General features: G+C 58.7%; 18 protein-coding genes and 1 pseudogene. 11 read left to right on the forward strand and 8 right to left on the reverse strand.

Translation table 11 applies throughout. From position 1 onward, the window contains the following. The 3 genes from H2O65_RS02150 to H2O65_RS02160 all read left to right on the forward strand — a co-directional run bounded on the left by H2O65_RS02150 (position 1) and on the right by H2O65_RS02160 (position 3,602). Complete coding sequence (locus H2O65_RS02150; protein ID WP_182142779.1) at positions 1 to 540, forward strand: FitA-like ribbon-helix-helix domain-containing protein; 540 nt, start codon at positions 1 to 3, stop codon at positions 538 to 540. A 4-nt stretch (positions 541 to 544) separates the two neighbouring features. After that, a complete protein-coding gene (locus H2O65_RS02155) occupies positions 545 to 1,864 on the forward strand; it encodes a GNAT family N-acetyltransferase (protein ID WP_182141974.1) in 1,320 nt (439 codons plus the stop codon). Positions 1,865 to 2,204: 340 nt separating this feature from the next. After that, positions 2,205 to 3,602: a dicarboxylate/amino acid:cation symporter gene (locus H2O65_RS02160; protein ID WP_182141975.1), complete on the forward strand. Its 1,398-nt coding sequence runs from the start codon at positions 2,205 to 2,207 to the stop codon at positions 3,600 to 3,602. Between the two features lie 35 nt (positions 3,603 to 3,637). Here H2O65_RS02160 and H2O65_RS02165 read toward each other — a convergent pair whose 3' ends face one another. Together H2O65_RS02165 and H2O65_RS02170 are read right to left on the reverse strand one after the other, a co-directional pair. Continuing rightward, positions 3,638 to 4,630 (reverse strand): BCCT family transporter, encoded by a 993-nt coding sequence (locus H2O65_RS02165; protein ID WP_182141976.1) that lies wholly within the window; start codon positions 4,628 to 4,630, stop codon positions 3,638 to 3,640. A gap of 52 nt (positions 4,631 to 4,682) precedes the next feature. Further along, complete coding sequence (locus H2O65_RS02170; protein WP_182141977.1) at positions 4,683 to 5,816, reverse strand: pyridoxal-phosphate dependent enzyme; 1,134 nt, start codon at positions 5,814 to 5,816, stop codon at positions 4,683 to 4,685. Positions 5,817 to 6,027: 211 nt separating this feature from the next. Here H2O65_RS02170 and H2O65_RS02175 point away from each other — a divergent pair, with 211 nt between their 5' ends. Continuing rightward, positions 6,028 to 7,542, forward strand: a complete 1,515-nt coding sequence (locus tag H2O65_RS02175; RefSeq protein ID WP_182141978.1) for an MFS transporter — start codon at positions 6,028 to 6,030, stop codon at positions 7,540 to 7,542. A 42-nt stretch (positions 7,543 to 7,584) separates the two neighbouring features. Here H2O65_RS02175 and H2O65_RS02180 read toward each other — a convergent pair whose 3' ends face one another. Genes H2O65_RS02180 through H2O65_RS02190 form a run of 3 tightly spaced genes read right to left on the reverse strand, consistent with a single transcriptional unit; the run spans position 7,585 to position 9,826 of the window. Continuing rightward, complete coding sequence (locus H2O65_RS02180) at positions 7,585 to 8,157, reverse strand: hypothetical protein (protein WP_220458769.1); 573 nt, start codon at positions 8,155 to 8,157, stop codon at positions 7,585 to 7,587. Positions 8,158 to 8,201: 44 nt separating this feature from the next. Then, positions 8,202 to 9,224, reverse strand: coding sequence for a glycoside hydrolase family 5 protein (locus H2O65_RS02185; RefSeq protein WP_182141979.1), 1,023 nt, complete (start codon positions 9,222 to 9,224; stop codon positions 8,202 to 8,204). Positions 9,225 to 9,235: 11 nt separating this feature from the next. Next, positions 9,236 to 9,826 carry a TetR/AcrR family transcriptional regulator gene (locus tag H2O65_RS02190; protein WP_182141980.1) on the reverse strand — a complete coding sequence of 197 codons (591 nt, stop codon included), beginning with the start codon at positions 9,824 to 9,826 and terminating at the stop codon, positions 9,236 to 9,238. A gap of 103 nt (positions 9,827 to 9,929) precedes the next feature. Between H2O65_RS02190 and H2O65_RS02195 the strand changes: the two are divergent. After that, positions 9,930 to 11,126, forward strand: a pseudogene (locus H2O65_RS02195) (glycoside hydrolase family 1 protein); the annotation flags it as partial. A 48-nt stretch (positions 11,127 to 11,174) separates the two neighbouring features. Here the strand turns inward: H2O65_RS02195 and H2O65_RS10615 are convergent. Next, positions 11,175 to 11,642, reverse strand: a complete 468-nt coding sequence (locus H2O65_RS10615; RefSeq protein ID WP_398397232.1) for a GNAT family N-acetyltransferase — start codon at positions 11,640 to 11,642, stop codon at positions 11,175 to 11,177. Between the two features lie 78 nt (positions 11,643 to 11,720). On the opposite strand from H2O65_RS10615, the gene H2O65_RS02200 reads away from it, so the two are divergent. The 3 genes from H2O65_RS02200 (at position 11,721) to H2O65_RS02210 (ending at position 13,596) form a co-directional block, all read left to right on the forward strand. After that, positions 11,721 to 12,161 (forward strand): CBS domain-containing protein, encoded by a 441-nt coding sequence (locus tag H2O65_RS02200; protein ID WP_220458770.1) that lies wholly within the window; start codon positions 11,721 to 11,723, stop codon positions 12,159 to 12,161. A gap of 12 nt (positions 12,162 to 12,173) precedes the next feature. Then, entirely contained in the window at positions 12,174 to 13,124 is a 951-nt protein-coding gene (locus tag H2O65_RS02205; RefSeq protein WP_182141983.1) for a Gfo/Idh/MocA family protein, read from the forward strand. A 169-nt stretch (positions 13,125 to 13,293) separates the two neighbouring features. Next, entirely contained in the window at positions 13,294 to 13,596 is a 303-nt protein-coding gene (locus tag H2O65_RS02210) for a helix-turn-helix domain-containing protein (RefSeq protein WP_220458771.1), read from the forward strand. On the opposite strand, the gene H2O65_RS02215 is transcribed toward H2O65_RS02210, so the two are convergent. Next, the gene (locus H2O65_RS02215) at positions 13,593 to 13,937 is read right to left on the reverse strand and encodes a hypothetical protein (protein ID WP_182141984.1); all 345 of its coding nucleotides are present in this window, start codon (positions 13,935 to 13,937) and stop codon (positions 13,593 to 13,595) included. The two genes, H2O65_RS02210 and H2O65_RS02215, sit on opposite strands and share 4 nt — an antisense overlap. Before the next feature lie 169 nt (positions 13,938 to 14,106). Between H2O65_RS02215 and argS the strand changes: the two genes are divergently transcribed. Next, on the forward strand, positions 14,107 to 15,786 hold the full coding sequence (gene argS, locus H2O65_RS02220) for an arginine--tRNA ligase (RefSeq protein WP_182141985.1): 1,680 nt from the start codon (positions 14,107 to 14,109) through the stop codon (positions 15,784 to 15,786). A gap of 6 nt (positions 15,787 to 15,792) precedes the next feature. Here the strand turns inward: argS and H2O65_RS02225 are convergent, their stop codons facing one another. Next, entirely contained in the window at positions 15,793 to 16,419 is a 627-nt protein-coding gene (locus H2O65_RS02225) for a hypothetical protein (protein WP_182141986.1), read from the reverse strand. Between the two features lie 58 nt (positions 16,420 to 16,477). Between H2O65_RS02225 and H2O65_RS02230 the strand changes: the two genes are divergently transcribed. Beyond that, complete coding sequence (locus tag H2O65_RS02230; protein ID WP_182141987.1) at positions 16,478 to 17,410, forward strand: hypothetical protein; 933 nt, start codon at positions 16,478 to 16,480, stop codon at positions 17,408 to 17,410. 214 nt (positions 17,411 to 17,624) lie between these two features. Then, positions 17,625 to 19,424, forward strand: coding sequence for a transcription termination factor Rho (rho, locus tag H2O65_RS02235; RefSeq protein WP_182141988.1), 1,800 nt, complete (start codon positions 17,625 to 17,627; stop codon positions 19,422 to 19,424). Positions 19,425 to 19,551: the final 127 nt, after the last annotated feature.

The following is a 19,551-nucleotide window of genomic DNA, read 5'->3' on the forward strand; positions in this document are numbered from 1 at the left end:
GTGATTGCGTTCCGCAATGCTGATCGCCCCGGCTGCCTCGTGACGCGCCGACCGAAGCAGCAACTTGCCACGCAGGCGAAGGGACACGGCCGGTCCATGGAGGCCGAGGTCCGCGATATCCTCACCAGGGCGGCTCGACGGCCATACATCGGGATGGCACTGCTGGCTGCTACTCCCAGAGACCGGTACGGTGTTGTTCGTGAGTGGATTGACCGCGCGGATTGGGTGGATCTTCGTGGGAATCCTAGTCGCGTTGATCGTTGCCGCACCCTTCGTGTTCCCAGCCGCAACTCGGTGACCTCTCTGTCACCGTGGTTCCCGCGACAGAAGTGCAGGGGTTTCATGGGATGCGCGGATTTATGGCTGAAGGCGGAGATACTGGCACCTTCATTGTTGAAGCGTGGGGAAGCGGGCCCGGTTGGCTCTCTGAGGAGTTTGATCTCAGGGGGCACTAGCCAAGTCTCGGAGGGTGCTGACCTCTTGCTTGGAGTCGTCCTCGCCCCTGAAGTGGCTCTTCCATGTCATCTCCCCATAGAGTAGGGCGATGAGTTCAACCATGCTCCCCTCAAAGCCCGACGGCGTGACTATCACCCAGTTCACTACCAGTGACAGCAAGCGCGGCGCGCAGTGGGCCCAAGCGGTCAACATGGGTTTCAACCAGCCCCAGCTTTCGGAGAAGGCGATCGAGGCGCAGCTGAAGATCTTCGGGTCAGATGACCTGGTGGTTACGGCAGCGTACTTGGATTCTCCCGAGGGCGTCGGTGGGGCGGGTGCGTTACCCGTTGGAACCTTTGGTGCGTTCCGGGAGTCTGTAAACCTGGGAGCCGCCAGAGTTCCGGTGTCTATGTTTACGGCTGCCACCGTCCGCAATGCATACAAGCGTCGCGGAATCCTCCGGGCAATGATCGAACTGAATCTGCGCCAGGCTGCTGACGAGGGCGTGCCCCTCGCACTCCTGACCGCTTCGGATGCTTCCATTTATGGTCGATTCGGGTTCCAGAGTGTGGTGTCTGAAGCAAGCGTGGAGATCAAAGTCGACAAGTTCAAGTTGACCAAGGAAGCCCAAGCAGTGATCGACGGCTACTACGTTGACTGGGCGCTACGCGACGACCTGTTCAAGGCCGTGCGTGAAGTTGCCCTGAAGGCACACCAAACCACCCGTGGGTCCACTTCTCGCCACTTCACATTCGACCTTGAGATGTTCATGAGCATGGAGTCTGGGGAGTACGAGTCGAAGTATCGTGGCGTCCTCGCACGTGATCCCGCGGGTGAAGTGGTGGGGTACGCAGTGTACGAGTTTGTGACTGAGGGTGGGAAGACGCGCGTTCGCGACCTGGACGCGACCGATCCGGGTGCCGAAATTGCACTGTGGAACCACCTCGCCGGGATCGAGGGTCAGACAGAGGTTTCCTACGCGGACATGTCGGTCAGCAACCCACTCCAGCTGGCACTCGTCAACGAACGAGCAGTAAAAGTGACGGGTGTTTCCGACTTTCTCTGGGCTCGCATCTTGGACCCGGTCGCATGCCTGGAGGCCCGCTCTTACAGCTTCTCCGCGAGGAGCGCCACCCTTTCGGCAGCATTCACAGTTGAGGATCCGATGGGCTTTTGCTCTGGGATCTTCCAGATTCAACTCGGGGACGAGGGCGCTTCTGTGCGCAAGTTGGATCCGCAGGACCCGGTTGCAGTTGCCACTCCGACAACCATCTCTGTCAACGCCCTCGACGAGCTCGTCTTCGCCTCTGCCTCTGTGAGCGACCTGGTCACAGTTGGGATGATCCGTGGCCTTTCTGCTGAGGACGTTGAGAAGTGGGATGCCATGTTCGCGCCTGCCACCCCGGCGCGGTTCAACAACTTTTTCTGATCCTGGAAGAGTACGGCGGAAGTGAAACGCCCTTGCGCTGGTGGGTAGGGATCTGCCTATAGTCCTCTTGGCGTCTCTCAAAGAAACGTCATCAGAAAGTGGAGGACCCGTGAACGCACAGCGCATCACCGCTACACACGTCGAGCTTTCCCGCTCGGAGATGTGTCGCTGCATGCCCATGGTGTTCACGATGTGTCCGCAGCGATAACTCTGCGCCCCGGCCGCCGCCCAATTGGGCGTTGAGCCCCACTACACCCACGTCGTAGCACCGTTCCTGCGCGGACGGTTTGGCGCGCAGGATTGCACTCGGCACACCCATTCACTAACAAAGGACAGAACTGTGTCTTCTGCACCCACCGCCACGAAAAAGCGATTCAAGTGGCCATCATTTTCCGTCCAGGTCATCATCGGTCTGATCTTGGGCGTACTCCTGGGCTGGTTAGCCCTGACAATCGGGCCGGCCGCTGACGGCAGTGACAACTGGCTGGTTGTCACGCTGTCGACGATCGGATCGTCGTTCGTAACGCTCCTACGCGCCGTCGTTCCACCGCTGGTGTTCACGGCGATAGTTGCCTCGATCGCGAATCTACGCGGCATCGCCAACGGAGCGCGACTTGCAGCCAAGACACTGATTTGGTTCGCTATTACTGCCCTGATCAGCGTTGTTATTGGCATCGCCCTCGGTCTCATCATGAAGCCCGGGTTGAACACCACGGTCTCTGCCGATGCGGTAGCGGACCCGTCCCGTACCGGGTCTTGGCTTGACTTCCTCAACGGCCTGATTCCGTCTAACTTCCTGGGCCTTGAGGTTTCCACCCGGCTTGCCACGGACGAGGGCGGACTCGTCACAGGCGCGTCATCGAACGTCGGCTTCAACGTCCTGCAGATCTTGATCATCGCGATCGTGGTCGGCATAGCCGCGCTACGCGTTGGCGCCAAGGCGCAGCCATTCCTTGACTTCACCGCGTCCGCGCTGAAAGTGATTCAGAAGGCCCTATGGTGGATCATCCGCTTGGCGCCGATCGGCACCGTGGGTCTGATCGGAAATGCGATCGCCTCCTACGGTTGGTCATCCGTTGGTTCGCTGGGCACTTACGCCCTCGCCATCTACATCGGATTAGCCCTGGTTTTACTTGTCGTCTACCCGGCGATCCTTCTTTTCAACCGCCTGTCGGTTCGCAGCTATTTCCGCGGTGCGTGGCCAGCGATCCAGCTTGGCTTCGTCTCGCGATCTTCCATCGGTACGCTGCCCGTTACGGAGGCCGTCACCCAACGTAACCTGGGCGTACCTGCCGCATACGCGTCGTTTGCTGTGCCGCTCGGCGCGACAACCAAGATGGATGGTTGCGCTGCGATCTACCCGGCAATTTCGGCGATTTTCGTGGCCCAGTTCTTCGGTGTTCCCCTGGGCTTTTCGGACTACCTGCTGATCGTTTTCGTTGCAGTCGTTGGCTCCGCTGCGACTGCCGGAATGACGGGCGCGACGGTCATGCTGACGCTAACCCTGTCGACGCTGGGCCTACCCCTGGAAGGTGTTGGCCTGCTGCTCGCAATCGACCCCATTTTAGACATGGGACGCACTGCGGTGAACGTTGCTGGTCAAGCACTGGTTCCAACGGTTGTGGCGAAGCGGGAGGGGATTCTGGACTTGCAGAAATACTCCTCCACAAACAGTGCGGACTTGCTCTCCGATGATCAGAGTGAAGGAATCACAAAAGAGGTAGTTGGCGTTCGCTAGTCCGTCAGTCCGCCTCCACGATTCGGGTGGCCAACTTAGCTCGATATTACGGGCTGGGTTGGCCACCCGCTTGTGTCAAGCTCGTCCTCATCCCCATTGACATAGGGGTCTTTGAACTCGGGTGCTTCCTCATCAATTTGCGGGTCAATGACGATCTCTTCCTCCGGGTATTGAGACTCATACTCGGCGTCATCGCCCGCGCGTCGCTCTGCTTCCTCAGGTGGAAGCACTTTCTTCCACCGACGGGTGCGTAGCGGGGGCAGTTCCGAAGCGTCCTCGCGCAATGCGCGGTAAAGGGCGTACATCTGGAAGAACCCAATCACGAAGAATGGGGCAACCAGAGCGATAGAGAATGCTGATACGAAGCCAGCAAGGGGGAAGTGTTCTAAGAATGCGAAAAGTGCACCGGGAATGTCGTTGTCACCAACAACCCTGTCAACCAGCCCGCCTCCGCCGTTCATTTCAATGTTGATTGCTTCCATGCCGAAGATCCCGAACCAGAGGATGGAAAATGTTGCGGGGACGACGAGCACGCCGGTTACGAACTGACGGATGGTCCTTCCCTTGGAAATGCGCGCGATAAAAATACCGACGAATGGGGACCAGGTGATGGTCCACGCCCAGTAGAAGACGGTCCAAGAATTCTGCCAGCCGGTATCCGCGAAGGTATCGTTCCAGAATGCCAGTTGGGGAAGGCTCGCCAAGTAAACGCCAAACGATTCGATCGTTCCCTTCAACGTGTAGAGCGTGGAGCCTGCAAGCAGAACGAACACCAACAGGCGAACCGCAGCCCAAATGTTGATGGTGGAGAGAACTTTGATGCCCCTGCCCATTCCGAGGGCGACGGATATTGTGGCCAAGCCGCACACCACGCCGATGATGATCAGGAAGACCAGGAATGCGGTGACTCCAAGGATGTAGAACCATCCCATGTTCGTAAGCAGCCAGTCGTATGCAGGGATGTTCCGCTTGGCTGGGAGCTCTAGTTTTGGGCTCTTACCTTCTTTTGACCTTGGCGAGGCTAGCATCACGGCGACGGCGGTGCGACGGGAGGTGCTCCAACTGCAAGCGTGCGCCCCGTTAGCTCCTGCCCAGGAGGTCCACTATCGTTTGCGTGGACTTGAGGCCGGATCCGGTCAGTAGAACAACGGTCTTCTCACCCGGCGTGATGCGGCCCTCAGCAAGGAGTAGTGAGAATGCTGCGGCTGCGACAGCACTGGTCGGCTCCACGAAGAGGCCGCGATCGCAGAGAGATCCCAGCGCGCGGACGATGTTCGACTCAGTGACGGCGACACTTCCTCCCCTGGTTTTGCGAAGCGCAGCGATCATTTGCTCCAGTCGAAGAGGGCGGGAAATAGAGGTGCCCTCGGCAATCGTGGGGCGTACGGGCCGGTCCACGGGCTTATCGGTGCCGGACACGAACCTGGCGTCAACTGGCGAGCAGTTCAGTGGTTGCGCAGCGAACAGGCGTGGCATCGAAGCGATTTGGCTGGAGTTGACAAGTTCCTGGAAGCCGAGCCAGCATCCCAGCAGGGAACTGCCCCCACCGACTGGAACAATGACGTTGTCGGGAACGTGGAACCCGAGGTCTTCCCAAATTTCATACGCCAAAGTCTTGGTTCCTTGGAGGAAGAACGGCTGCCAGTTATGGCTGGCGTAGAAGCCCTTTCGCTCGGACTGTCGGATCGCTTCATCTTGAGAAGCAGACCGCGGCCCGGGAACTAGTTCTACCTTCGCCCCGTATGCCTTGACCTGGGAGATTTTCGAGGGCGATGTTGAGGCGGGGGCGAAGACCTTGACGTCCAGGCCCCCAGCGGCTCCGTAGGCCGCTGCAGAGGAGCCTCCATTTCCTGAGCTGTCTTCAAGGACGGATGTTATGCCTTTCTGGCGCAGATATGAGAAAAGGACGGATGTTCCGCGGTCCTTGAAGCTCCCTGACGGGTTCAAGAAGTCCAGCTTGAGTAAGACGCGACTGCGACTTTCCCAATCTGCTTCGATTAGTGGAGTTCGGCCCTCACCCAAGGAAATGGGAGTGTGGATCTCGACGGGAAGTGCCCAGTGGTAACGCCACAGCGAGCTAATGGAAGTGTCAATGTCGCTACGTGTGATTCCAGGACCAGGATCGATCCACAAGGGCCTTCCGGCGTCGGAGCGCCACCGAGGCTCAGCCAGACTGTACTCGCTACCGTCTACGGGATCGGCGTATTTCTCCACGACTTCATTCTAGATTCAGGCTCGCACAGGCTGCGGTGTCGCAGCCTGATTACGGAGCGCGACCTCAGATGACCGAAGATGGTGACGCATAGTCCACCCGAGGAGGTGGCATCGATCGTGTCAGAGGGATAGCGTGGAAGTGCCATCCGGCGACCCCTGCTTGAGAGCATCAGTCGTGGAATGTGTCGACTAGTCTCGAGAAGGGTAACCCGTGGGCCAGCAAGCCGCGTCCATCCTCACTGTGCAGCAGTACCTTGATGAGCCACCACGTCCACAGGCGGGTCGAGGTCGTTCGGCGAAGACGCCCATCCAAAGATTGATTTTCTTCCTCGCCAGCGCGGGAAAGCTGTTTGAGGGGCTGGTCATCTTCATGATCGGGATGGCCCTGCCGCTCATCACCGAAGACTTCGCCCTAAGTTCGGCCGAGGCCGGACTGGTAACCGCCACGAGTCTGGTGGGGATCCTCCTTGGAGCCCTATTCCTCGGTCATCTTTCCGATGAACTTGGACGGAGAAAGATGTTCATCGCTGAGATGGTCCTCTTCACCGTTTTTCTAGCGGGCTTCACGATCAGCCCAAGTCTTCCGGTGCTACTCGCGTGTCTCCTGGGCATGGGTATGGCGCTGGGGTGTGACTATCCCACCGCTCACCTCATGTTGTCTGAAACAATGCCGACATCCTCTAGGTCACGCACCGTCCTCGGCGCTTTTGCGTTCCAGGCTGTCGGTGCGGTGGCAGGGGCCACGCTGGCGGTGGTTGTGCTGAGCATGCCGAACGCTAGCGTTTCGAGTTGGCGGGTCATGTTTGGTCTGGTGGTTCTTCCCGCAGCCCTCGTGACTGTGGGAAGGTTCTTCACTCCTCAGAGTCCGCATTGGCTCCTGACAAGGGGGCGGGTTACGGAGGCCGAGGACGCACTCGCCCGCATCCTTCAAGTCCGGGGTGAGAAGTCGGCAGGCGTGCGGCTGGATGCCCTCCCAGCCAGTCAACGAGTATCGGAGAGCTACGCTGACCTGTTCCGACATGATGGGTCGCTACGGGCGACGATTCTTGCTTCGGCGCCTTGGTTCCTTCAGGATCTATCTACCTACGGAATCGGTATCTTCACACCCGTCATCATTGCCACCGCGCTTAGTGACCCATTTGCCGAGGCCGCAGATGCGCAAGATTCGGTGTCGGGTGTTGTCCGCGACAGTCTGGTAGGAGCGCAGGGTGCCGTGATGATTGATCTGTTCCTAGTCGTTGGGATTTTGGTCGCGATTCATTTTGTTGACCGATTCGGGTCGATTCGCATGCAGATCGTGGGTTTTGTTGGCTGTGCAGCAGGGCTTGGAATTGCTGCCGCGTCGGCCGTTGTCCCAAGTGCAACGATGCAGACCGTACTTATCTTCGCCGGGTTTATTACCTTTCAGTTCATGACCAATGCTGGGCCAAACGCACAGACTTACCTGATTGCGGGGGAGGTATTCCCGACATCGGTGCGTGGTACCGGAGCAGGGTTCGCCGCAGCGTCTGGGAAGGCGGGTGCTGCCATCACGGCGTTTCTCTTTCCAACTCTGCTAGATGGGTTCGGACAGACACCTATCCTGATCGGGTTGATGGTGTGCTCATTAGCCGGAGCAGCAGTGACCAGTCGCTTCCGGATTGATACGACAGGGAAGAATCTTGAGGTGGTTCACGAGGTCGGACAGGCTTTGCCGCTCACCGTAGAACCCGACTTGTTCGCGTGATCCTTCGTGCCCGCCCCCGATGGGTGTTCCTCCGAAGTGTGGCTACCCTGCGGCGCGAGAGTCGGAGATGGCCCAGATGCGCATTTCGTGGGGGTCAAGTTCGACGTCGAGGGCCTGAGTCCCCGTCGTGACATCGAGGGCGATGCGGTTACCAATCCGCTCCCGAAGCAGGTCTTCATTGAGTCGCGCACCTGTCCGTCCGCGATTGAGGATGCCGAGGGCGAAGCCGTGAGTCAGGTCACGGCGCCAGAACTCCAGGTTGCCGACCCGGCCCGTTCGCTGCCCCTGGTGACCCGCGGGATCCATCGCGATGGATAGCAGTGCTGGGTCTGTGAGCACACCCCGGGTTTCCTCCGTCATGGTCCGCAAATGGTTGCCCACCCTGTTAGCCCGACACCAGCCATATTTCAGATAGTCGACGCCCCATTCCGCCATGGTGTCAGCATCAGTCTGTTCATGGCCCAGCGATCCGAGGTGGTCGCTCGGATAGCGGTCGTAGATCCTCGCGCAAGTCTTGCGGCCCGGACTGGCGTAGAGCCCGAACTTCAGACCGCGGGCGTGGATTTCTTCGCCGAGGGCGGCCATGCCGGAGGGGAAGCGGTCTGGGTTTGGCAATCTTCTGCATAGCCATTGACCTCTCGATCGGGGGCTTCTCCATTCTAAGTTAGAACTGGGGCGCTTGACCCACTTAGTGCTATGGTGGCAAAGCCGGGGTCTTCGCGCTGATCAGCACTCCTCTGTGGGGGGGGGGGGGAGTACGCCCAGTTGCTGTCCTCAAGTGGTGGCTGACCCGAGGGGATCCCCAGGTTGGCAAAATAGTTGTGCTCTCGCAAAATTAATGTGTGTGGGTCGACCTGGCGTACCGCAGATACGACTCGAGCCATCAGTGGTGCCACTAGTTCCGTCTCAAATGCCGCGACAAGGGGATGGAGGGAATCGCCGATCTGCCGGTGAACGTCCTCGTCATTCAAATGGTCAAGTTGGCTGAACTTTGCCTGTGGATCAGAGAAGTCGGCCGCCAATGCTTGAGGATCCTGTCCTGTTGCGGCGGCGAAGGCGCCAATGAGGTTGGCAAAAATCTCAGGCGCTGCGCTTCCCGGTGTTGGCTCATTAAGGAGGTCGTAGCCGGCCACCGCCGGGTGCTTCCCCAGTCGCTGCGCCACGTGCGCCCACATTGCAGCGAAGCGATCCTGCAGGCCAACCCCACCGGGACCAGCCGTGTTGGCCCAGAAGTTATCCAGTGCTTCGTGAACTGCAGGGCTCGCCAGGTAGGCATCACTCCACAGGTCCGTTGCGGCGAACTCATGGGACGTGAGGGTAGCCCACGGTGGTGCACCATCACTGTAGCTTTGAGAGTCGAGGTCTTGGTGGGCATCCAGCACCGCACACATCCCGGCGGCGGCAATCAGGTCAAGCTGGGATTCTACCCAGTCGAGGTAATCACTGTCGTACTCTCCGGGCTGAGGTTCGATTGCAGCCCAGATGATGCCCAGGCGGATCAGGGTGAAACCGCGGGATGCCAGGTCAGCGATGTCTGCCCCATCCCACGGGCCCTTGAAGCCACGATCGACGAAGCTTCCTTCCGAGAGTGCAGTTCCCTTCGCCACCAGGTTGATGCCGTGGAAGACCCTGTGGCGTCCCGCGTCATCGCGAAGTAGCTGCCCGTCAGTACGCAGCTTCATTGCTGTCTCCTTCACTTACTTTTTGCGAGGCTGGCGATGGCTATCGCCGCCGCCTCAACTGAGGCACGCGCGTGCGCGTCATCTCGGTCAATCAGCCATGAAATAGTGAACCCGTCGGTGAGAGCGACCAGTAGGCGCGCTACCACCGAGGTAGGCACAGTCCACTCGGAATCGGTTTGCTCGGCCGCCAGCTCCAGGGATTCCAAGGCAAAACGGGTGTACTGGACATACTGGCCCTCGGCCAATGGGAGCGCGGAGCGCAGGGCATACTGGGTCAGTTCCAGCATCGCCTGTTCCCGACCCGGGTCGGCTCTCAAGTGGTTCAGGTATCCTTGCAGTCCTTCAGTAAGCAGCGCGGTGAGTGATTTCCCCTTCAGGTTTGCGGGCAGAATCGCTCTCTGTTCACTCGCCAGGACCTCCGTGATCAGCAGCTCTAGGAGTTGATCGCGGGACTCGAAAGCGTAGTGGAAACTTGCCAGAGACATTCCAGCCTCAGCAACAATCGCGCGTGTTGACGCGCGGCTGAGCCCCTGTTCGCCGATGACCCGGAACGCTGCGTCTATGAGGGCCTCACGACGTTCCTCCACAGGGATTCTTGCCATCTCTCCTCCTCAGCCTTGCTGCCCGACGAACTTACCCATACACTACACGGAAGTGGGACGAGCGTCCCACTCTTGCTTGTAGGTTCTCGCAGCGGAGACAAAAATGCACAACGACACCCCTGTCCACAGGGATCCCCTGGTTACAGCGCAGGCCCTTCCGCCCTCGTTCATACTCGGGACCGCAACCGCTTCGGCGCAGGTTGAAGGCGCCACACGGATTGGGCGCCGCACCCCCAGCGTGTGGGACAGATTTGCCGCGGAGCCGGGACGAATTCTTGACGGATCCACAACGGCGGTCACGGCAGACCACTATTACCGCTATGAGGAGGACGTCCGGGCCATGAAAGAGCTCGGGACTGATGCATACAGACTCTCCCTGGGTTGGACTCGCCTTCAGCCAGAAGGCACAGGCCCGCTTGATGCCGGGGGAGTCGACTTCTACGATCGCCTTCTCGATGAGCTCTGCCAGGCGGGGATATCCCCGTTTGTAACACTGTCCCACTGGGATATTCCCGTTCAGTACGAGGGCGGGTGGCTAAGCCGAGACACAGCGAAGCGACTGGGCGACTTCGCGGGACTAGTTGCGCAGCGCTTCGCAGACCGAGTTGACGGGTGGATAACCATCAATGAGCCCGCTACTGTCACACTGAACGGTTACGCCCTCGGCATTCACGCGCCGGGGGTCCCGCTGCTGTTTGATTCGCTACCAACTGTGCACAACCAACTTCTCGGCCACGGCTTGGCGGCCCAGGCCCTTCGGGCGGCTGGGGTGCCAGGGCAGATCGGTATCACCAATGTCCACACGCCAGTCGTGCCCGCCAGCGACAGTTCGGAAGATGCTGCAATGGCGCAACTGTTCGACATTGTGCACAACCGCGTCTTTGCAGATCCGGTGTTGCTTGGCCACTACCCGGAGGTGCCGGACTACCTGGGTGGAATCCTCGATGTCCTTACCGATGTTCCCGCAGGGGACTTGGAAATCATCTCCACCCCGCTAGACTTCTACGGCCTCAACTACTACATGCCAACCCGCGTGGCCGCGGGTAGCGGTTCAGGAACAAGCCCGGATGGGGAGGCCGAGGCAATGGCGGCACTGCCCTTCCGCCTCGAAGCCTTCCCCGAGTACCCAACGACCGGCTTCGGCTGGCCAGTTGCTCCTGAGTTCTTCGCGGTGGCTCTCAAGGAGGTTCATGAGAGGTATGGCGACAGGCTGCCCCCGATCTACATCACCGAGAACGGGGCAAGTTTTGCGGACGAGGTCGGAGAGGATGGGAAGGTCCACGACGCCCAGCGCACGGCATACCTCGCCCGACTGGCTCGCGGAAGTAGCGCGCTTGCGACCTCGCTCCTAAAGCGTCTTCTCCATGACGATTCCGCCGTTGGGAGCCATCTCATCGGTTTTTTCCCAACCCAGTGCCTCCCAGAAATCGAAGGTGTCCTCCGTTGTGAGGTAGGCGCGGGTTGCGCCCGATTCCTTCATCACCCGCGTGGCGATGTCGGCGAGGACGGACCCAACTCCACGCCTTCTCCACGCCTGCGCGACGTGGAGTTCGCGAATCATCCCCCAGCCGGGCCTTTCATTCCAGTTGGAGGCTTCGGAATCGATCTGGAAGTTGATGAATCCGATCGGCTCCCCGTCCTCGAAGGCCATGAGTAAGGGGGCTATGCCGCGCACGGATAGATCGACGTACTTCGGCACGATGTCGCTGCGGATCATCGCCTCCGAGAAAGGGGCATGGAAGTCCAGGGTGAAGTAGTTGACGAACATGTCTTCAAACTGTCGTCTGCGCTGGTCGTCGTAGAGTTCAATCTCCATGGCACTACTTTGCCATGGTCCGTGCGGTGGACCGGGGTTAATTATTGGGCGTGGCCGTGATACTTTCAATCTATGCGCGTGATAGACATCATAAAAACAAAGGGTAGTGAGGTCGTCTCGCTACCACCGTCCACTACGATTCGCGATCTGGTTGACGTACTGCAAGAGCGACGGATCGGCGCCGTGGTCGTCGTTGATCAAGGCTCTCTTGCGGGCATCGTCTCAGAACGTGACGTGGTTCGATTTGCGCGGGGTGCACTCACACTTGAGGATCCCCTGTCGGCGATCATGACAACCACGGTTATTACTTGCTCTCCAGAAGATGAGGCGCGTGATTTGGCTGAAATCATGACCAAACAGCGTTTTCGCCACCTTCCCGTTGTGGAGGACGGGGATCTGGTGGGTATCGTCTCGATCGGTGACATCGTCAAGGCAAGACTGGATGAGCTGGAGGCGGAACGTGACCACCTTGTCGGCTACGTTCACGGGCGCGGCGCTTTGCAGGGGACGCCAGAGTAGCTCGCTGTCGGCATGAAGTTCGGAATTATCGGAACGAACTTTGTCAGTTCGTGGTTTGTTGCGGCCGCAGAGAACACCGGTGGGGCAGTCCTTCCAACTGCAGTGTTCTCTAGGGACTTGAAGCGTGGTGAGGACTTTGCGCGTCGCCACAACCTCCCTCTGTATTACGACAACTTGGACGCGATTATCGATGCTGTAGATGCGGTCTATATTGCGAGCCCAACGAATGTGCACCTCCCGCAGGCGCTGGCGGCGATTGAGCGAGGGCGGCACGTCCTCGTCGAAAAAACGATGACGGAGAGTGTTGAGGGGACGAGGGATCTCTTTGCTGCGGCAGACATGGCGGGTGTTGTGGCAATGGAGGCCACACGAAATCTGCACGCTCCCGCCCATGAGGTGGTAAGAAACGCGCTTGGACGCCTTGGGACACTGAGGTACGCACACCTTGAGAACCTGCAGTATTCGTCCCGATATGACCGCCACCGGGCAGGAGAGGTGCTGAACGCCTTCAATCCAGCCTTAGGTAACAGTGCGGTAGCGGATATCGGAGTGTACTGCCTCGAGCCCGCACTGGACTGGTTTGGTTCACCCCTGACGCACAGGGGAACTTCGGTGCGACTTGAGAATGGTTTTGAGGCTTTGGGATCCATTCAATTGGACTACGGGGCCATGGTGGTTGACGTTGTTTATTCGAAGATCGTTTCAGGGGTTACGCCCTCGACAATCATCGGTGAGAAAGGTGCGCTGACCATTGACAATCTGGGTCAGCCTTCGCTGATTGAATGGCTGCCGCGCGACGGTGAAGCCCAGGTGCTCTCTTGTGACCCGGATGCCGCACCAATGGCGAACATGCACTTCGAGCTGCTTGACTTCGTGAGTCAAGTTCAGGCTGGCCAAGTGGATCCCCGTTGGCGTGACATCACGATTCGAGCTCGGCAGATAATGGATGAACACCTTCGGTAACCGCGCACCATACACGAAACATAATGCGCCTGACCGCATATATAAATGCAGATCGGACGGAGTATGGTGTCATGTTTCGCGTGGTAGGTTCAGTGCGGTTGGTGATCACATTCATATGACCACATTTGAGGAGTGGGCCCCGCGCCCCGTCTGAGCAAAGGGGTTAGGTGTGTCTAAGAGAGGCAACACCGAGGAGTGGGCCGAGTACGTCCGCGAACTTGGGGATTTGATCAAAGAGATTCGTGAGATGCGGAGTATGTCGCAGGAACGAGTTGCTTTTGCTTCTGGTCTGGCCAAGTACACCTTTCAGCGGATTGAGAAGGGTCTGAGTAACAAGAACGCTCCTGCGAATCCGACTTTGCTGACGCTTGTGGCAATCGCTAACTCACTGGATGTTTCGCTTGAAGAACTTCTGCCCGCCAGGGAACTTCCCGAACTCGATACCATTGCGGGCGAAGACTCTTTTCTCTAGTTTGCGAGGACGCTTCCTAGTAGCCGGTAGATACGCCCAGCGCTTTCACGTGTAACGGTGAAGGCAGTGTCATCGCTCCCGACAAAGACCCATTCTTCTGTGGCAAGTTGGGCGTCGCCCTGATTTCCATGGAACTGGTACTGGAACAGAACAACGTCAAATACTTCACCGCCGATGATTGCGGTTCCGTCACGGTGGCGGACCATACTTACCACGGGGATCGGGGTGGGTTCGGTCGCATGCACGTAGTCGGAGAAGTTGGGATCATACATTTGTTCTTGGGCAGACGCTAACGTCTCATGATTGCCGACGCACCATGAGGGACAATCACTTGTTTCCATCTCTTCACCACTTTCTCGACTATTAGCCAGTCTGTAGTCCAAGCGATGGCGTCGCTAGTCGTCTAGCGCGCAAATGGGGAAAGCTCCGGATTATGTGAACTGTGGACATCTCACTGTCCCTCGCAGGGGCGAATATCAGGTTTAGGTCAATAGCGACTAATCTGGGCCCATGACTCCAGAAGAACTCAGCCGACTCTTGCACGGTGCCCTAACCAGTCTTGCTGCAGACGAATCCTCGGCCTTGTCCGAGGACGATATCCCCAAGTCGATCGTTGTTGAGCGTCCTCGGTCGCGTGACCACGGGGATTGGTCAACGAATGTGGCAATGCAGCTTGCAAAGCAGATGGGAATGTCGCCCAGGGATCTCGCGCAGATCCTTAGCAACACCCTGGCGGCCGAGCCTGGCATCGCCGCCGTCGAAATTGCTGGACCCGGGTTCCTCAACTTCCGTTTGGATGCCGCATCGGCGGGGGAACTGGCGCGGACGATCGTTTCAGAAGGTGCAAACTACGGGTCAAACACAACACTTGAGGGCCAGAAAATCAATCTGGAGTTCGTCTCAGCAAACCCAACAGGGCCCGTGCATTTGGGTGGAGCTCGGTGGGCGGCGGTTGGGGATGCACTAGCCCGCCTACTGGAGGTGTCGGGGGCCGAAGTGGTGCGTGAGTACTACTTCAACGACCACGGAACCCAAATCGATCGCTTCTCTAACTCACTCCTGGCGCGTGCCCGCGGAGTCGAACCCCCTGAGGATGGTTACGGGGGTCTCTACATCGAAGAGATTGCCGACCGTGTTCGTGAAGCGCAGGTCAAGGCTGGAGAGCCTGATCCAGTTTCCCTCCCGGACGAAGAGGCGCTAGAGGTATTCCGGCGCGAGGGTGTGGAAATCATGTTCGCAGAGATAAAGAGTGCGCTTGAAGACTTCCGGGTTTCCTTCGATGTTTACTTTCACGAGGACTCCCTACACGAGTCTGGCGCGGTTGATCGAGCTCTGGAGGCGCTGCGTGATCGCGGCGTGCTCTATGAAGCCGAAGGTGCGCTGTGGTTGCGCTCAAGCGACTTCGGAGATGACAAGGACCGGGTTCTCATCAAATCCAACGGTGAGCCTGCCTACCTGTCAGGAGACGTTGCCTACTACCTTGACAAGCGCCAGCGAGGAGCGGACACGGCCATCTACCTTCTCGGTGCCGACCATCACGGGTACATCGGCAGAATGATGGCTGTCTGCGCTGCCTTTGGGGATACCCCCGATGAGAACATGCAGATCATCATCGGCCAGCTTGTTGACCTGGTGAAAGATGGTGAACAGGTGCGCATGTCGAAACGAGCCGGCAATGTGGTGACGCAAGAAGACTTAGTCGAGGCCGTGGGCGTAGACGCTGCGCGCTACGCGATGGTTCGTGTCTCAGCAGACACCAAACTGGTCATCGACCTCGACCTGTTGACAAAGAACACGAACGACAACCCTGTCTACTACGTTCAATACGCGCACGCTCGAACGCGTTCGGTGGCGCGCAACGCTGGTGAACACGGGGTCGTTATGGAGTCGGGTTTCCACCCGGAGCTTCTGAATCACGCAGCAGACACCGACCTCTTGGGCGTGTTGGCTCAGTTCCCAGCGATTGTCGCGCAGGCTGCGGCAATGCGTGAGGCGCACAGAGTTGCACGCTATCTCGAATCATTGGCCTCGACGTATCACGCCTGGTACTCACAGTGCCGCGTCACACCCCGGGCCGGTGAGGAAGTCAATGACGCGCATGTCGCGAGACTGTGGCTCAATGAGGCGGTGTCTCAGGTGCTAGAGAATGGTTTGGGGTTGCTTGGGGTGAGTGCGCCGGACCGTATGTGAGGGGTGCTATAGGTAGCTGTTCTTCCCAAACCCGGTCTCGAAACGTGAGCTTTGGTTGGAGAGCTGAGCTAGGTAGGACTTCATCCATACGGAGTAGGGACTGTTGACCAGTTCATCATTTGAAAAGCGTGAATCCCCGGTGATCTCCGCGGTGGCAAATGAGGGGATTTCAAGGTCGACAACGGGAGAGGTCCGTTCGCACTCCGCAACGACCAGGGGGCGGTTCTCACCGCAAAACTCGTCGATCACCCACCCGTCGGCCCCAAGCCACACGCCATAGCGGCGTTTGGCCAGCGTCGTCCCACCGCGGGCACACATTGCCACACCAACACCTATATCAATGGGGCGTTCGGCTTCGTAGCGGGTCCCTCCTATATTTGGGCCCTTGACAGTTAGCATGCAGAGATCAAACTCATCTGCGAAGCGATGCAACGCGGCCTTGCCATCTATGTCCAGAGGCAGGGCGGCAGGTGGCTGGGTGGCTTGTAGCCTGACGCGAAGTCCGTAGCCATCTTTTGCTAGGAAGTAGGTCTGGACGATTATGTCAGGCGAGTTGTCCTCAAGGAGGTGGTGGGGTAACGATGTCACCAAGAAGCGACGTTCAAACTCAAAGTCCGTGTCGCCTGTGTGCATGTCATCACCGTAGTGCAAACTTGAGTGTGGTGGAGGAAGTTAGGGGCCTGGAGTAGCGATGAGGATTAAGGAAGACCGTGTCAAAGTCAGGGTGCCCGCTACGACAGTCGATTTCGGTCCGACCCACGACTGCCTTGCAATGGCGTGTGCACTCTCCGATGAGGTAACAATCCGCGCGGTCGCTGGTGGCACTCAGGTCCGAGTCATCGACCGAACTCCCGGGGGGTCCCCAGAGCATTGGCTCAGCGCATCCGAAGTTGAGAAGCACCCAACAATCACAGCAATTCGTGGTGTCCTTGATCTGGTTGGTGCACCACAGGTCGGGGTCCACCTCACCTATCGACGGGCTATTCCCACTTCCGTTGGACTGGGGGATGTTGAGGCTGAACTCCTCGCGGGTGTGTACGGCGCGTGGACGATTCTGGGAAAGCCGCAAGCGTTGAACGAGGACGTTCTCGTTGATCTGGTCTGTAAGCTCGGGGGAAACGAGGTGCGTGCCAGAGCCGTCTTGGATGCGCCACTTGTCCTGAGGATTATGGGCGGCTCCTTCCTTCCGCTCCCGGTGGGAGAGGCGGTTCAACCTGTTGCACTTGTGCCCGGCTTCACGGACCAGGAAACGTTGGATCCAGGCCTGCTGCCGCGAGGTGTCTCATTTCCACGCTATGCCGCGAACTCTGGGCGCTCCGCTGCCCTGGTGCCACTAATCGCAGATCCTGCCGTAACCAGTGATGATCAACTGTGGCGTGACAGGCTTGTTCGTGCGACTGTCGATGACGTTCTGGAGGATCATCGTGCCTCCTTCTCCCCAGCCTCTGTCGCCCTAATACGATGGCTGAGGGAGAGGGGTAACGCGGCTTTCCTCTCTGGAAGTGGGCCCGCGGTTGTGTGTCTCTGGGACCTGGGTGCGGACGTGGTCAAGTCTGCACAGCACTCAGGTTGGGCAGTTATCGACCTCGGTGTGAGCACTGAGGGGCTGACTCTCGACGTGTGATTTCCCCCGCACGTAGAGTAGTTTTTCTTGCGCTTCGGGGATGAAAGTCCTGAAGATATGAGTACTATTAACTAGCAGGCGCGCAACGTGGCTCCCAACTGGGAACCGCAGCTCTCTTTGTTCTTAGGCTTTCGTGCCTCGCCACCGCAGATCTCACCACAAAAAGAATGTGCGTGAGCCCGCCGGTACCCACAGTTAGGAATCCTCTTCCCTTATGGAAAGTAAATCGGACGCAAGCGTTGCTTCGCTCGGAAAAATGAAGCTTGCAGAGCTTCAGAGCCTCGCCGCTCAGCAAGGCCTCAAAGGTACTTCGCGCATGCGCAAAGCGGATCTGGTAGAGGCACTCTCCCAGCCCTCGCGTAGCACTTCGGAGAAGCAGGCCACGCGGCCGCCTCGACGTGCTAATGCGGATGCCAAGAAGCAAGGTTCTGACGACTCCAACGCCAAGGGAGAGCGCCGTCAAGAGAAGGTTGCAGAGACCCGTGAGGGGCAGCCAGAGGCTGCTTCCGTGGACGTGCGTGCTGCAGTTGCCGAAGATCTTGATCGTGTTCGTTCAAGGCGCGGCGCGCAGGGCCGTGACGGTGAACGCAGGGACACTTCGGGAGGCAACAGAGGCACTGACAAGCAGGACTCTTCTTCCAACCGTGAGCAGGGCTCCACCAGCCAGCGTGACCAGGGCGCGGTTGCGCTAGATGAGATTGCGTTGCCCGAGGGCGGGGAACCCAATAGGAACCGCAACAGACGCGACCGGAACTCCCGTAGGCGGGGACGGGATCGCAACCCGAATCGCGACAGTACGACTCGCGAAGTGGGCCAGCGTGGTGGGCAGACACAAGGTCAAACACGTGGGGCCGACAGTGAACCAGTCGATGATTCACAGCTGATTCCCATTGCTGGAATCGTCGATATTCAGTCAAATCACGCATTCGTGCGTACCTCCGGTTACCTGCCGGGAAACAATGATGTTTACGTGACGTTGGGGAATGCCCGCCGTTGGGGTCTACGCGGCGGTGATGCTGTCGTCGGTGCTGTGCGACCTGCTCGTGACGGCGATCGTGGCGGGCGCAATCAACAGAAGCACAACGCCCTCGTGCGTGTCGACTCAGTCAATGGCATGACGATTGAGCAGGCGCTGGAGCGGCGGGAGTTCGCCAAGTTGACGCCCGAATACCCGCGCGAACAGCTACGAATGGAGACCACTCCCAAGGCGTTGACCTCCAGGATGATCGATCTGGTCGCCCCCGTGGGCAAGGGCCAACGTGGACTTATTGTCTCGCCCCCTAAAGCGGGTAAGACGATGATCATCCAGCAGATGGCGAAGGCCATCGAAATCAACAACCCCCAGGTCCACCTGATGGTGGTGCTGGTGGATGAGCGACCTGAAGAAGTGACCGATATGCGATCTATCGTCAAAGGTGAGGTCATTGCCTCTACCTTTGACCGTCCAGCATCAGATCACACCACGGTCGCAGAGCTGGCAATCGAGCGTGCCAAGCGCCTCGTTGAACTCGGCCAAGATGTCGTGGTTCTCCTTGACTCCATTACCCGCCTGTCACGTGCCTACAACCTTGCTGCCCCAGCGTCGGGACGTATCCTGTCCGGTGGTGTTGATGCAGCAGCGCTGTACCCACCGAAGAAGTTCTTCGGTGCTGCACGTAATCTACGTGAGGGTGGGTCGCTCACCATTATCGCCTCAGCTCTGGTTGAAACCGGCTCCAAGATGGATGAAGTCATCTTCGAAGAGTTCAAGGGAACGGGCAATATGGAACTGCGCCTCTCCCGTAGCCTCGCAGACCGGCGTATCTTCCCGGCCATCGACATCAATGCTTCAGGGACAAGGCGTGAAGAGCTGCTCCTAAAGCCCGAAGAACTGGCAATTATGTGGAAACTACGTCGTGCGCTGGGGAGCCTCGACCAAGCACAGGCACTGGAAACAGTGCTGGGCAAGCTAAAAGAGACTTCGTCGAACGCGGAGTTCCTGATGATGGCTTCCCGCACCACGTCAGGCGACTAATGACAGGAGCCGTGCCAGATCTCACGGGTGCGCCCGCTAGACCTGGACGGCTCAGAGTGACAGACTTACCTACTGGTTCCGGTTCACTGGTATCTGCCCGCTAGGGGCGGTTTCAGACCCGGGGCAC

The organism is Schaalia sp. JY-X169 (assembly GCF_014069575.1).
In the GTDB taxonomy this organism is placed as follows: Bacteria; Actinomycetota; Actinomycetes; order Actinomycetales; family Actinomycetaceae; genus Scrofimicrobium.